Raw genomic sequence first — 12,632 nt, 5'->3', positions numbered from 1 at the left:
CACTCGTCAGCGGTTGTCCAGCGTTGCCCCGGTCAGCATGCCGCGCGCCAGCATGCTGCACTGGCGCCGATACAGGATCAGCTGCCACTGCCGGCCGCCGACCTGCCGCCACAGCACGGCCGAGCGCACCGCCGCCAGCAGGTTGCTGCGGACCTTCTCCACCACGGCCGGCAGGGCGAGCTGCTGTGGATTGCCGCTGACCATCACGCGCGGCTTCAGCGTAGATAGCGTCGAGGCATACAGCTCGGCCAGGCGGCCGTAGACCTGCGGCGAGTCCTGGCCGAAGTGCTCGACCTGGCGCTGTGCCGCGACGATCCCCTGCTGCAGTTTCTCCAGCAGCTCCGATCGGCGCGACAGGCTGCGCTCCAGCCGCATCACGGTGACCACCATGCGGGTGATCGACATGTCGCGATCGCTCTCGTCGAGCTGCGCAATCAGGTTGCGCAGGCCCAGCCGCGCGCTCGAAATCGAGCCGTAGACGCCAACCACCGACGGCGCGTCGATGCGGAAAATGCTGGCCACGCTGGCTTCCATGACGCCCTCGTCGCAGCGCCCGTCATTGGCGAGCTGCTGCGCCAGCGCGCAGGCCTGGAAGACGCCGGCAAGGGCGAGCACGCGCTCTTCATTCATGGCAAAAGTGTCAAACACGAGCTTGCGTTTCTCCGGAAACAGAGGGTGATGTCATTGAGGGCCTGAAGGCGGGCAGCAAGCCACCGTAAGGCGCGTCGGTGGCGGCGATGATCGCGCCGCCGAGGCAGGCCTCGCCTTCGTAGAAAACCACGGACTGGCCCGGCGTCACGGCGCGCTGTGGGTCTTCGAAGCGTACCTCAAGACCGCTTTCGCCAACCTCGACGATGCAGGGCTGGTCGATCTGGCGATAGCGGGTTTTGGCCGTGCAGCGGAACTGCGCGGCCGGGGCAACGCCGGCAACCCAGGTGGGCGCCTCCGTCTGCAGCCGTCGCGAATAAAGCCAGTCGTTCTCGCCACCCTGGGCGATATACAGCACGTTGGCGGCCACATCTTTACCGACGACATACCAGGCGTCGCCGCTGGCGCCGTGGCGGCCGCCGATGCCCAGCCCGTTGCGCTGGCCCAGCGTGTAATACATCACGCCCTGATGCTCGCCGATCAACTCGCCGTTCGGCGTGCGCAGCTCGCCGGGCCGTGCCGGAATGTACTGCGCGAGAAAACTGCGAAAATCGCGCTCGCCGATGAAGCATATCCCGGTGGAATCCTTTTTCGCGTGCGTCGGCAGAGCAGCCTCGCGCGCCATTTCGCGCACGCGCGGCTTTTCGATCTCGCCGACCGGAAACAGCGTGGCCGCCAGCTGCTGCTGGCCCAGGGCGTGCAGAAAATAGGTTTGGTCCTTGGCTGCATCGACCGCGCGCAGCAGCCGATAGGCGCCGTCTTTGCAGTCGACGCGCGCGTAGTGGCCGGTCGCAATTTTTTCCGCGCCGAGCGAGCGCGCCTCATCGAGAAAGGTCTTGAACTTGATCTCGCGATTGCACAGCACGTCGGGGTTCGGCGTGCGCCCAGCGCGGTATTCCGCCAGAAAATGTTCGAACACGCCGTCCCAGTAGGCCGCGGCGAAGTTGCGCGCGTGAAACGGAATGCCGAGCCGACCACAGACCGCGACGGCGTCCTTGCGATCGGCGTCGGTAGTGCACGGGCCGCTGCGGTCGTCCTCCTCCCAGTTCTGCATGAACAAACCTTCGACCTGGTGCCCAGCCTGTTGCAGCAGCAGCGCGGCCACGGACGAGTCGACGCCACCGGAGATGCCGAGCATGACCTTCATGCGGAGTTTTTCGCTGCCGGATGAGCGCTCCGTTCAAAGCTGCCTTCCTCAGGTATGTAACCGAGGGTGCTCAGCGGCAGCCGCTGGCCGGCCAGCCAGGCGTCGATGCTCATCAACACCAGTGGACTGCGCAGGCGATCGCCGAGTGCTTCAATTTCTCTGCGAGTGAGCCAAAGCGCGCGCTGGATGCCGATATCCAGCGGGTGTGCGGCATCGTGACTCAGTGCCCTGGCGGCAAAGCTGAAACGGATCACGGCGTCGCCGTGTTCGGTGCTGCGCCATTGATCAATCGCAATCAGGTGCGAGAGTTCGACGGTCCAGCCGGTTTCCTCCAGCGTTTCGCGCACGGCCGCCTGCAGCAGGCTTTCACCGTCGTCGAGGTGGCCGGCGGGCTGGTTGTAGGCAAGCCGGCCCTGTACTTCTTCCTCGACCATCAGATAACGGTCGCCGTCGGCCACCACGCAGGCCACAGTGACATGCGGACGCCAGACGTCGGCACCGGTTTCGGCAGGGGCGGCGGTTTCGATCATGGACGGATGACGGCACTGGAAAAGCCGCCATTGTGCCATCACCTAGGGGTGTGTCCGAGCGGCCGGCGCTTGAAAAAGCCGCATCCGCGGCGGCGTATACTTCGTATCAAAGATGAGCTACCCAAGAAATCATGGCCCACGAATCCGAACACGAACAAGGCGGCGGTCGCGGTCTGGCGGTGGAAATCGCCAAGCCGGAAGTCGCTCGTCCGCCACTTTTTCAGGTCTTTTTGTTGAATGATGACTTTACCCCGATGGATTTCGTGGTAGAGGTATTGCGAAGCTTCTTCAATCTCGATCAGGAGCAGGCGGTGCAGGTGATGCTGCATGTACACACTCGTGGCAAGGGCGTGTGCGGTGTCTTCACCAGGGAGGTTGCCGAAACCAAGGTGACTCACGTCAACGAATACTCACGCTCACACCAACACCCGTTGCTTTGCACTATGGAAAAGCTCTGAGCGACCCCACTTCGTGATCATCGCGGCGCCACTGGCCGCTCAACTTTGCAAGCGGAGACGATCCGAATGTTCAGCAAGGATCTGGAAGTAACCATCGGCCATTGCTACAAGCAGGCCCGCGAACAGCGCCACGAGTTCATGACCGTGGAGCACCTGCTGCTGGCGCTGACCGAAAATCAGTCGGCCCTGGGCGCTTTGCGCGCCTGCGGCGTCGATCTGCCACGGCTCTCGTCCGAGCTTGAGCGCATCATCCTCGAAACCGTGCCCGTGTTGCCGCAGGGCGACGAGCGCGACACGCAGCCGACGCTGGGTTTTCAGCGCGTGCTGCAGCGTGCCGTGTATCACGTGCAGTCTTCGGGCCGAAAGGAAGTCACCGGCGCGAATGTGCTGGTGGCGATCTTCGGCGAGAAGGACTCGCACGCCGTGTATTTCATGCATCAGCAGGAAATCACCCGGCTCGACGTGGTCAACTACATCTCGCACGGCATCGCCAAGATCGGCGACGACGCGGCAGCCAGCAGCCCAAACACCGAGCGCGAAGGCGAAGAAGGCGGCGAGCCGAAGGGCAATCCGCTGCACGAGTTCGCCAGCAACCTCAACGAGCTGGCGCTGGAAGGCAAGATCGATCCGCTGATCGGCCGTGCCGACGAAATCGAGCGCACCATCCAGGTGCTGTGCCGCCGCCGCAAGAACAACCCGCTTTACGTGGGTGAGGCCGGCGTCGGCAAGACCGCGCTGGCCGAAGGTCTGGCCAAGCGCATCGTCGACGGCGAAGTGCCCGAGGTGCTCGAAAGCGCCACGATCTGGTCGCTGGATCTGGGCGCGCTGGTGGCGGGTACCAAGTACCGCGGCGATTTCGAGAAGCGTCTGAAAGCGGTCATCGGCCAGCTGAAGAAGCAGCCGGGCGCGATCCTCTTCATTGACGAGATCCACACCATCATCGGCGCCGGCTCGGCGTCGGGCGGCACGATGGACGCCTCCAATCTGATCAAGCCGATGCTGGCCTCGGGCGAACTGCGCTGCATCGGTTCGACCACGTTCCAGGAATACCGCGGCGTGTTCGAGAAGGATCGCGCGCTGGCGCGCCGTTTCCAGAAGATCGACGTGGTCGAGCCCACCGTGGCCGACAGCCTGGAAATTCTTAAGGGCCTGCGTTCGCGCTTCGAGGAGCATCACCACGTCACGTATACCAACGAGGCCCTGAAGGCCGCGGTGGATCTGTCGGTGAAGCACATTCCCGATCGCCTGCTGCCGGACAAAGCGATCGACGTGATCGATGAGGCGGGCGCACGTCAGCGCCTGCTGCCCGAAGATCAGCGCACCGGCAAGATCGACGTGACCGAGGTGGAATACATCGTGGCCAAGATGGCGCGCATTCCTGCCAAGCAGGTATCCGCCTCCGATCGGGACGTACTGCGCAACCTCGAGCGCAATCTGAAGATGGTGGTGTTCGGTCAGGACCCGGCGATCGAGGCGCTGGCCGCGTCGATCAAGATGGCCCGTTCGGGTCTGGCCGATCCGTCCAAGCCAATCGGTTGTTTCCTGCTCGCTGGTCCGACCGGCGTCGGCAAGACCGAAGTCACCAAACAGCTGGCGATGCAGCTCGGCATCGAGATGATCCGTTTCGACATGTCCGAGTACATGGAGGGTCATTCCGTGTCGCGGCTGGTCGGTGCCCCTCCGGGCTACGTCGGCTTCGACCAGGGCGGCCTGCTGACCGAAGCGGTGGTCAAGCATCCGCATGCGGTGCTGCTGTTGGACGAAATCGAGAAGGCGCATCCGGATGTGTTCAATATCCTGCTGCAGGTCATGGACCGCGGCGTGCTGACCGATACCAACGGTCGCGAGGCCAACTTCAAGAACGTCGTGGTGGTGATGACCACCAACGCCGGTGCCGCGCTGGCTTCGCGCCGCAGCATGGGTTTTGTCGAGCAGAAGCACGATTCGGACGCGATGGAAGTGATTCGCCGCACCTTCACGCCGGAGTTCCGCAACCGTCTGGATGCCATCATCCAGTTCGGCGCGCTGGACTTCGAGCACATCCTGCGCGTGGTCGACAAGTTCCTGATCGAGCTGGAAAGCCAGCTCAGCGAGAAGCATGTCAGCCTGGATGTCGATGCCGATGCCCGCCGCTGGCTGGCGGATCACGGCTTCGATCCGCAGATGGGCGCCCGCCCGATGGCACGCGTGATTCAGGAGAAGGTGAAGCGTGCGCTGGCCGACGAGCTGCTGTTCGGCAAGCTGGCCGAAGGCGGTCTGGTCCGACTCAGCGTGCGCGATGGCGAGCTGCAGGTGGACTGCGAGAGCATCGAACCGGTGGAAGTCACCGAGTCGGCGGGCTGAGAGCTGTCTGGGTTTGGGATGAATACACATCCCAAACCCAGTTCCCGCGCAACAACGCAAAAAGCCGCGCATTGCGCGGCTTTTTCGTCAGCATGAGTAGTGTCGACTAGGGCCTAGACCACGCAACTTACTTCATGCGGTACGTAATACGTCCCTTGCTCAGGTCGTATGGGGTCATTTCGATCTTGACCTTGTCGCCCGTGAGAATGCGGATGTAGTGCTTGCGCATACGACCGGAGATGTGGGCGATGATCACGTGCCCGTTCTCCAGCTGCACGCGAAACATGGTGTTGGGCAGGGTCTCCTGGACCGTGCCTTCCATTTCGATGACGTCGTCTTTGGCCATGTGTTCCGGTAGTCACGCACAGCCGTCATGGCTGCTAAGCCGCCGATTATGCCATGGATAAGCGTTTGGTTAAACAATCATCAGCGATGAAATCGCGGCCAGGTAGTCGTCCACCGGCGTCAGACGAAGTATTCATCCAGCTTGTTGCGGATTTCCTGCTCGATCAGGCCTTTCATGGGCGACAGCATCAGACCAAGTTCTGCGTGAACTACCACCGCATCGGCCGCCACGGCGATCGTGCCGTTCACACCGGAGCGGGAAAATTTCAGCGTGTCGCCCTGCCAGTGGCTTTCGGTGGCGAACTTTTCGCGCATCTTTACCGCGACCTTGTCGACCACGGCGCGGGCGTCGGCTATTGGTAGATGGTGCGGCCGGCGGATATCGATCTTGGCCATGACAGGCCCTCTGACTGAGTGAATGCGTATTTTAAGAACCTGCATCTTAATGAGAGCAGGGCGTAAGGACGTGACGGGCTGCATGGTAGAGTTTTGGCGTCTATTCACTGGTTGATCCATGCGCATCGAATTTCCCAATGTGGCCCGCGAGGATTTTCATTGGACGCAGGCGCAGCTCACCATTGGCAGCGCGCCCGACAATGATCTCGTGCTGGCGGCTACGCAGGCCGCGCCCAGGCATCTGCGCATCCAGCAGGATCGCCGTGGCCTGGTGCTGCAGGTGCTGCCCAGCGCCAGCCGCATTCACGTGAACGCGCGACCGGTGCGCGAAAAGGCCCTTCTGCGCGCTGGGGATGTGATCAGCGTCGGCGATTGCCGCATGCTGCTGCGGGACGATCAGGATCCTGGAAAGCGATGCGCCCCCGCTCTGCCCAAGCAGGCTCGATGCACGGTCGCATTACGGGCGGTATCCGGTCCCCTTTCGGGCCGCGTGTTGCCGCTGGAGTCCAGTCTCGAACTCGGCGCGCAGGGCCGCTATCCGCTGGAGTTGCCGCAGGGTGAGTCGGCTTCGCTGCGCATCCACTGGCAGGAAGGTAGGCTGATGCTGGAGCCGATGCAGTCCTCCGAGCGCTTTCCGCTGCGGGTCAATGGCGTCACAGCGGGCTCCACGGCGCTGCAGCCGGGCGATCAGATCGGCGTGGCCATGCACCGATTCGTGGTCGACGCACCGGGTATGGAGCCGGAGCCGGAAATCGTGATGCCTGAACCCATACCCGCAAAGTTGCCGGAAGCCGCCGCCGGCCCGAGCGGAGAAGTGTGGTGGCTCATCACGACGGCGGCACTGATTGCACTGGGTATTGCGCTGGTCCTGCTGATCCATCTTTGAGTGGCTGCCCGGCAGCCGCGCCAATCGATGTTCCGGTTGGCTATCGCGTTCTGTGCCGCGTCATAATGGATCGACAGTTCATTGATGGATGCCAGCGCACGTGAGCAGAATCTGGAATTTCAGCGCCGGTCCCGCGGCCATGCCGCAAGAGGTGCTCGAGCGCGCCCAGCGCGAGATGCTGGAGTGGAACGGCAGCGGCGCCTCGGTCATGGAGCAGTCCCATCGCGGCAAGCGTTTTGTGGAGATGGCCGCGCAGACCGAGGCCGATCTGCGCACGCTGGTCGGTATTTCCGACGATTACGCCGTGCTGTTTCTGCAGGGCGGGGCGACCCAGTTGTTCGCCCAGATTCCGATGAACCTCGCGGCGGCCGGTAACAGCGCGGACTACATCGATACCGGCCACTGGAGCTGCAAGGCGATAAGCGAGGCGGCGCCGTATATCCATGTAAACGTCGCCGCCAGCGCCAAGGCGGACGACTATCGCAGCATCCCTGCGCGCGACACTTGGCAGCTCGATCCCGGCGCCTCTTACGTGCACTACACGCCAAACGAAACGATTCACGGTGTCGAGTTTCACAACGTCCCCGAGGTCAGCTCGATACCGCTGATCGCCGACATGTCGTCGAGCATTCTGTCTGAGCCGTTGGACGTATCCCGCTTCGGCCTGATCTACGCCGGCGCGCAGAAGAATATCGGCCCGTCCGGGCTGGTGCTGATGATCATCCGTCGCGATCTGCTGGAGCGCGCCGGCCGGCCGATGGCAAAAATCTTCCGTTTCGCCGAGCAGGCTTCGAACGATTCCATGCTCAATACGCCCAATACCTGGGGCTGGTATCTGGCGGGGCTGACCTTTCAGTGGCTCAACGCGCTGGGCGGTCTGCCGGTGATGGCCGAGCGTAATCGCATCAAGGCCGAGCTGCTTTATGGCACGATCGACGCCTCCGGCGGCTTTTATCGCAATCCCGTGGCCGTGCCCGCGCGCTCGCGCATGAATGTGCCTTTTACCCTGCACGACAGTGCGTTGGATGCAGCCTTCCTCAAGCAGGCCGAAGACGCTGGCCTGCTGGCACTCAAAGGGCACAAGGCCGTGGGCGGCATGCGCGCATCGCTGTACAACGCCGTGCCGCTGGAAGCCGTGCAGGCATTGACGACCTTTATGCGTGACTTCGCCAGTCAACACGGCTGAGTGGTCAAGAGATGGGTATTTCGGGCAAGATGCCTGATGTAATTTGGACTTCTTTACTTCCAGGCGGCTAAATTGATGAGCGATTCACAGACCCCGCTGTCGGAAATGCGTGAGCGCATCGACAGCATCGACCGGCAGATCCAGCAGCTGATTTCCGAGCGCGCCAAGCGCGCCCAGGAAGTGGCGAAGGTGAAAGGTGAGGGGCTTTCGGCCATCGACTATTACCGACCCGAGCGCGAGGCGCACGTGCTGCGCATGGTCGTGGACCGCAACGACGGCCCGCTGTCCGATACCGAAATGGTGCGGCTGTTTCGCGAGATCATGTCCTCCTGCCTGGCGCAGGAAGATCCATTGAAGATCGGCTTTCTCGGTCCCGAAGGCACCTTCAGCGAACAGGCCGTGCGCAAGCATTTCGGCCACGCCGCGTACGGCCTGCCGCTGGGCAGCATCGAGGAAGTGTTTCAGGAAGTGGCGGCCGGCCACGCCGACTTTGGCGTGGTGCCGGTGGAAAATTCCGGTCAGGGCATGATCCAGGTCACGCTGGACATGTTCCTCACCTCCGAGGCGACCATCTGCGGCGAGGTGGAGCTGCGCGTCCACCAGTGCCTGCACTCGCTGGCCGGCAGGATCGAGGAAGTGAAGCGCGTCTACGCCCACGCGCAGTCGCTGCAGCAGTGCAAGACCTGGCTGCGCATCAACCTGCCCAACGTGGCATGCATCGCGGTCGGCAGCAACGCCGAGGCGGCGCGCATGGCGCGTCACGCGGATGACGCGGCGGCGATTGCCGGCGAAACGGCCGGCAAGATCTACGGGCTGAAGACGCTGGCTACCGGTATCGAAGATCGCGCCGACAACACCACGCGCTTTCTGGTCATCGGCCGCTCGCTGTTTCCCCCATCGGGCAACGACCGCACCTCGCTGCTGGTTACCGTGAACGACCAGCCGGGTGCGCTTTACGCCGTGCTCAGTCCGTTCGCCAAGAATGACGTCAGCCTCAACCGTATCGAGTCGCGGCCGGCGCACACGGGCAAGTGGCAGTACGCGTTTTTCATCGACGTGTCGGGGCATATCGATGACGAAAGGCTGCAGGCGGCGGTCGGCGAAATCAGCGAGAAAGCGGCTACCGTGCGGGTGCTGGGTTCCTATCCGGTCGCGTTGCCCTGAGACGACACGCTCTCGCTGTGTGGATGATCGTTGTCGAAATCTTTTTTGGAGAACGTTGATTGAATGCTTTTGACTGGACCAGTCAGCCGGGTCAGGCGCTGCATGGCGATCTTCGCGTGCCGGGTGACAAGTCGGTCTCGCATCGCGCCTTGATGCTGTCCGCTATCGCCGAGGGCAAGTCGCATATCCGCGGCTTTCTCGAGGGCGAAGATACCCGCGCCACCGCGGCCGTGCTGTGTCAGCTGGGTGCGCGTATCGAGACGCCGTCGACGGGTGAGCGGGTGGTGTATGGCGTGGGTCTGCGCGGTCTGCGCGGATCTTCGGAGCCGCTTGATTGCGGCAATGCCGGCACCGGCATGCGCCTGCTGACGGGATTACTGGCCGGGCAGGCGTTCGACAGCGAGCTGGTCGGCGATTCCTCCTTGTCGAAGCGGCCGATGCGCCGCGTCACCGATCCGCTGACGCAGATGGGCGCGCTGATCGACACGCACGATGGCATGCCGCCGCTGATCGTGCATGGCGGTCAGCATATGCGCGGCATCCATTACGAGCTGCCTGTGGCCAGTGCGCAGGTGAAGTCGGCGCTGTTGCTCGGCGGTCTTTACAGCGAAGGCGTCACTGAGATTATCGAGCCGCATCCGACCCGTGACTACACCGAGCGGATGCTGGCTGCATTTGGTTGGCCGATCGACTTTTCGCCGGGTCACGCCAGCCTCGAAGGCGGCCACGCGCTGCACGCGACGGATGTCGAGGTGCCTGCCGACTTTTCCTCGGCGGCGTTCTTCCTGGTCGCCGCCAGCATCGTGCCGGGTTCGCAGCTGCGGCTGCCGGCGGTGGGCTTGAACCCTCGCCGTACCGGCCTGCTGCACGCGCTGCGCCTGATGGGCGCGAACATCGCGATTGAGTCGCCGCGCGAGAGCGGCGGCGAGCCGGTGGGCGATCTGGTGGTCCGATACGCGCCGCTGCACGGCATCGAGCTGCCCGAATCGCTGGTGCCCGACATGATCGACGAATTCCCGGTGCTGTTCATTGCGGCGGCGGTGGCGTCGGGAACCACCACAATCCGCGGCGCGGCCGAGTTGCGGGTGAAGGAGTCCGATCGCATTGCGTCGATGGCGAACGGCCTGCGCGCGCTCGGTGCTTCCATCGAGGAGACGCCGGACGGCGCGATCATCCGCGGGGGCACGCTAGGCGGTGGTTCCGTGGAGACTCATCTCGACCATCGCATCGCGATGAGCTTTGCCGTCGCCGGCCTGGTCGCCGAGGCGCCGGTGCGCATCCACGATTGCAGCCATGTCGCTACGTCCTTTCCCAGTTTTCTGGAGCTGGCGAACGGCTGCGGCTTCGCGCTGCGGTCGGTCGGGTAGGCTACGCGATGCGCCTCACACGATCCGGTTGGCGACGCGATGCGACCTCGTCGGGAGACTCCCATGACTGACGCCGCGCTTGCCTTCATTGTCGCCATACCGGCCCGCTACGCCTCCACCCGCCTTCCGGGCAAGCCGCTGCGTGACATTGCCGGTGTGCCGATGGTCGTGCGGGTGGCGCAGCGCGCGCTGCAGGCGGGAGCGACTCAGGTTGTCGTGGCGGTGGACGATGCCCGCATTGCCGACGCGCTGTCTGGACACGGTGTCGATATCTGCATGACGCGTGCGGATCACGCCTCGGGCAGCGACCGGCTCGCCGAATGCGCCGCCTATTACGGCTGGGCCGACGATGCCATCGTGGTAAATCTGCAGGGCGACGAACCGTTTGCGCCGGCAGCGGGCATTCGTGAGGTGGCGCAGGCGCTGGCTGAGGACGACGCGCCAATGGCGACGCTCGCTACGCCGATCAGTGACGCGCATGAGCTGTTCGACCCGAACGTGGTGAAGCTGGTGCGTGCGGCGAGCGGTCGCGCGCTGTACTTCAGCCGTGCGCCGCTGCCGTGGGCGCGCGACGCGTTTGCGGTGGAGCGCAGCGTGCTGCCGCCAGAGCTGCCTTTTCTGCGGCATATTGGCATCTATGCGTATCGTGCGGGGTTTCTCAAGCAATACACCACGCTGTCGCGCACCGTGCTTGAGCAGGCCGAGTCGCTGGAACAGCTGCGCGTGCTGGAACACGGCTACGCCATCGCGGTGCGCATGACTCCCGAACCGTTTCCGCCCGGCATCGACACGCTTGAGGATTTGCAGCGTGCCGAGCAGTGGCTAAAGGCGCAGGCTTGATCGGTCTATCCGCCGATCGAGATGTGCGCCGTCGAACACTTGGGTCGACGGCGCAGCGGATCACTCAGAGCTCGTCGCAATCGAACGTCAGTACCGTCGGCACGTCCACTTCGTAATCGACATCCGCGCGCTCGAAGCCGAACAGCTTCAGGAAATCGTGCTTGTAGCCGGCGTAGTCGCTGATCTCGAACAGGTTCTCGGTGGTGACCTGCGGCCACAGCTCCTTGCAGCGGGCCTGCACGTTGTCACGCAGCTCCCAGTCGTCCAGCCGCAGGCGGTGCTCGTCGTCGGTCACTGGTGCCTTGCCGTCGGCGCGATACAGGTTGTCGCGGAAAAGGCGGTTGGCCTGTTCGATGGTGCCTTCGTGCAGGCCCATCTCTTTCATGATCTTGAACACCAGCGCGATGTACAGCGGCAGCACCGGAATCGCGGCACTGGCCTGCGTCACAACGGATTTCATCATGGCGACGTTGGCGTCGAGGCCTTTCGATTTGAAGCGTTCGCGCAGTTCGCTGGCGGTGCGGTCGAGATGCTGCTTGGCCCGGCCCAGCGCGCCGTGCCAGTAGATCGGCCAGGTGATTTCGGTGCCGATGTAGCTGTAGGCAACGGTTTTCGCGTGGTCCGCCAGCACGCCGGCTTCGCTCAGCGCGTCAATCCACAGCGCCCAGTCCTCGCCGCCCATCACGGCGACGGTGTCTTCCACTTCCTGCTCCGTGGCCGGCTCCACCGACACTTCGACCACGGTGTTCTTGTTGGTGTCGACCGTCGTGGCGGTATACACCTCGCCAATGGTCTTCAGCGCCGAGCGCTTCAGTTCGCCGCTGCCTGGCAGCTTGCGCACGGGCGAGGCGAGCGAATACACCACCAGATCGATCTGACCACCCATCTCGTTGCGGATGATGTCGATGGCGTGCTGGCGCGCTTCGTTGGAAAACGCGTCGCCGTTGATCGACTTGCTGAACAGACCGGCCTGCTTGGCCAGCTTGTCGAAAGCCCCGGCGTTGTACCAGCCGGCCGTACCGCATTTTTCGGTGCCAGGCTTTTCGAAAAACACGCCCAGGGTCGCGGCGCCGTAGCCGAACGCAGCCGTGATGCGGCTGGCCAGCCCGTAGCCGGTCGAGGCACCGATCACCAGCACGCGCTTGGGGCCGGTCGACGGCTTGCCGAGCGCTTCGGTGATCTGGATCTGCTCCTGCACATTCTTCTCGCAGCCCACGGGATGCGCGGTAATGCAGATAAAGCCTCGAACCTTGGGATGAATGATCACTCGCTGTTTCCTTTGACGTGGGGCGATCCCCATTTTAGCCTGCCCGGTGCCGGCG

13 protein-coding genes are annotated in these 12,632 nt (G+C 63.5%); 7 read left to right on the top strand and 6 right to left on the bottom strand.

What is annotated here, in order from left to right; translation table 11 throughout:
• Positions 1–6 precede the first annotated feature (6 nt).
• The 3 genes from hflD to ACDK93_RS11430 are packed head-to-tail and all read right to left on the bottom strand — an operon-like array spanning position 7 to position 2,325.
• Entirely contained in the window at positions 7–630 is a 624-nt protein-coding gene (gene hflD, locus ACDK93_RS11440; protein ID WP_458072428.1) for a high frequency lysogenization protein HflD, read from the bottom strand.
• A 10-nt stretch (positions 631–640) separates the two neighbouring features.
• On the bottom strand, positions 641–1,795 hold the full coding sequence (gene mnmA / locus ACDK93_RS11435) for a tRNA 2-thiouridine(34) synthase MnmA (protein WP_458068720.1): 1,155 nt from the start codon (positions 1,793–1,795) through the stop codon (positions 641–643).
• Complete coding sequence (locus tag ACDK93_RS11430; RefSeq protein WP_458068718.1) at positions 1,792–2,325, bottom strand: NUDIX hydrolase; 534 nt, start codon at positions 2,323–2,325, stop codon at positions 1,792–1,794. The genes mnmA and ACDK93_RS11430 overlap by 4 nt, the downstream gene beginning before the upstream one ends.
• Positions 2,326–2,456: 131 nt before the next feature.
• On the opposite strand from ACDK93_RS11430, the gene clpS reads away from it, so the two are divergent.
• Together clpS and clpA are read left to right on the top strand one after the other, a co-directional pair.
• On the top strand, positions 2,457–2,783 hold the full coding sequence (clpS, locus tag ACDK93_RS11425) for an ATP-dependent Clp protease adapter ClpS (RefSeq protein WP_179482690.1): 327 nt from the start codon (positions 2,457–2,459) through the stop codon (positions 2,781–2,783).
• A 66-nt stretch (positions 2,784–2,849) separates the two neighbouring features.
• On the top strand, positions 2,850–5,126 hold the full coding sequence (gene clpA, locus ACDK93_RS11420) for an ATP-dependent Clp protease ATP-binding subunit ClpA (protein ID WP_458068716.1): 2,277 nt from the start codon (positions 2,850–2,852) through the stop codon (positions 5,124–5,126).
• Positions 5,127–5,253: 127 nt separating this feature from the next.
• Here the strand turns inward: clpA and infA are convergent, their stop codons facing one another.
• Both infA and ACDK93_RS11410 read right to left on the bottom strand, forming a co-directional pair.
• Positions 5,254–5,472 (bottom strand): translation initiation factor IF-1, encoded by a 219-nt coding sequence (infA, locus tag ACDK93_RS11415; RefSeq protein WP_007508585.1) that lies wholly within the window; start codon positions 5,470–5,472, stop codon positions 5,254–5,256.
• A gap of 119 nt (positions 5,473–5,591) precedes the next feature.
• On the bottom strand, positions 5,592–5,867 hold the full coding sequence (locus tag ACDK93_RS11410) for a polyhydroxyalkanoic acid system family protein (RefSeq protein WP_458068714.1): 276 nt from the start codon (positions 5,865–5,867) through the stop codon (positions 5,592–5,594).
• A gap of 118 nt (positions 5,868–5,985) precedes the next feature.
• Between ACDK93_RS11410 and ACDK93_RS11405 the strand changes: the two genes are divergently transcribed.
• The 5 genes from ACDK93_RS11405 to kdsB all read left to right on the top strand — a co-directional run bounded on the left by ACDK93_RS11405 (position 5,986) and on the right by kdsB (position 11,310).
• Positions 5,986–6,753 (top strand): FHA domain-containing protein, encoded by a 768-nt coding sequence (locus tag ACDK93_RS11405; protein WP_458068713.1) that lies wholly within the window; start codon positions 5,986–5,988, stop codon positions 6,751–6,753.
• 100 nt (positions 6,754–6,853) lie between these two features.
• Positions 6,854–7,939, top strand: a complete 1,086-nt coding sequence (gene serC / locus ACDK93_RS11400) for a 3-phosphoserine/phosphohydroxythreonine transaminase (RefSeq protein ID WP_458068711.1) — start codon at positions 6,854–6,856, stop codon at positions 7,937–7,939.
• Between the two features lie 75 nt (positions 7,940–8,014).
• Positions 8,015–9,103, top strand: a complete 1,089-nt coding sequence (gene pheA, locus ACDK93_RS11395; RefSeq protein ID WP_458068709.1) for a prephenate dehydratase — start codon at positions 8,015–8,017, stop codon at positions 9,101–9,103.
• Positions 9,104–9,162: 59 nt separating this feature from the next.
• A complete protein-coding gene (gene aroA, locus ACDK93_RS11390; RefSeq protein WP_458068708.1) occupies positions 9,163–10,470 on the top strand; it encodes a 3-phosphoshikimate 1-carboxyvinyltransferase in 1,308 nt (435 codons plus the stop codon).
• Between the two features lie 63 nt (positions 10,471–10,533).
• Positions 10,534–11,310 (top strand): 3-deoxy-manno-octulosonate cytidylyltransferase, encoded by a 777-nt coding sequence (gene kdsB / locus ACDK93_RS11385; protein WP_458068706.1) that lies wholly within the window; start codon positions 10,534–10,536, stop codon positions 11,308–11,310.
• Between the two features lie 64 nt (positions 11,311–11,374).
• On the opposite strand, the gene fabV is transcribed toward kdsB, so the two are convergent.
• The gene (gene fabV / locus ACDK93_RS11380; protein WP_458068705.1) at positions 11,375–12,577 is read right to left on the bottom strand and encodes an enoyl-ACP reductase FabV; all 1,203 of its coding nucleotides are present in this window, start codon (positions 12,575–12,577) and stop codon (positions 11,375–11,377) included.
• Positions 12,578–12,632 lie beyond the last annotated feature (55 nt).

It is taken from the genome of Rhodanobacter sp. BL-MT-08 (genome assembly GCF_054161255.1).
The sequence above is the reverse complement of the archived record's forward strand: the minus strand, read 5'-3'. Positions and strand labels throughout refer to the sequence as shown.

Excerpts from the sequence above, each read along its gene's own strand:
- mnmA (WP_458068720.1), bottom strand. The coding sequence starts at position 1,795 with ATGAAGGTCATGCTCGGCATCTCCGGTGGCGTCGACTCGTCCGTGGCC.
- kdsB (WP_458068706.1), top strand. The coding sequence starts at position 10,534 with ATGACTGACGCCGCGCTTGCCTTCATTGTCGCCATACCGGCCCGCTAC.
- pheA (WP_458068709.1), top strand. The coding sequence starts at position 8,015 with ATGAGCGATTCACAGACCCCGCTGTCGGAAATGCGTGAGCGCATCGAC.
- infA (WP_007508585.1), bottom strand. The coding sequence starts at position 5,472 with ATGGCCAAAGACGACGTCATCGAAATGGAAGGCACGGTCCAGGAGACC.
- hflD (WP_458072428.1), bottom strand. The coding sequence starts at position 630 with ATGAATGAAGAGCGCGTGCTCGCCCTTGCCGGCGTCTTCCAGGCCTGC.
- ACDK93_RS11405 (WP_458068713.1), top strand. The coding sequence starts at position 5,986 with ATGCGCATCGAATTTCCCAATGTGGCCCGCGAGGATTTTCATTGGACG.
- ACDK93_RS11430 (WP_458068718.1), bottom strand. The coding sequence starts at position 2,325 with ATGATCGAAACCGCCGCCCCTGCCGAAACCGGTGCCGACGTCTGGCGT.
- ACDK93_RS11410 (WP_458068714.1), bottom strand. The coding sequence starts at position 5,867 with ATGGCCAAGATCGATATCCGCCGGCCGCACCATCTACCAATAGCCGAC.
- clpS (WP_179482690.1), top strand. The coding sequence starts at position 2,457 with ATGGCCCACGAATCCGAACACGAACAAGGCGGCGGTCGCGGTCTGGCG.
- clpA (WP_458068716.1), top strand. The coding sequence starts at position 2,850 with ATGTTCAGCAAGGATCTGGAAGTAACCATCGGCCATTGCTACAAGCAG.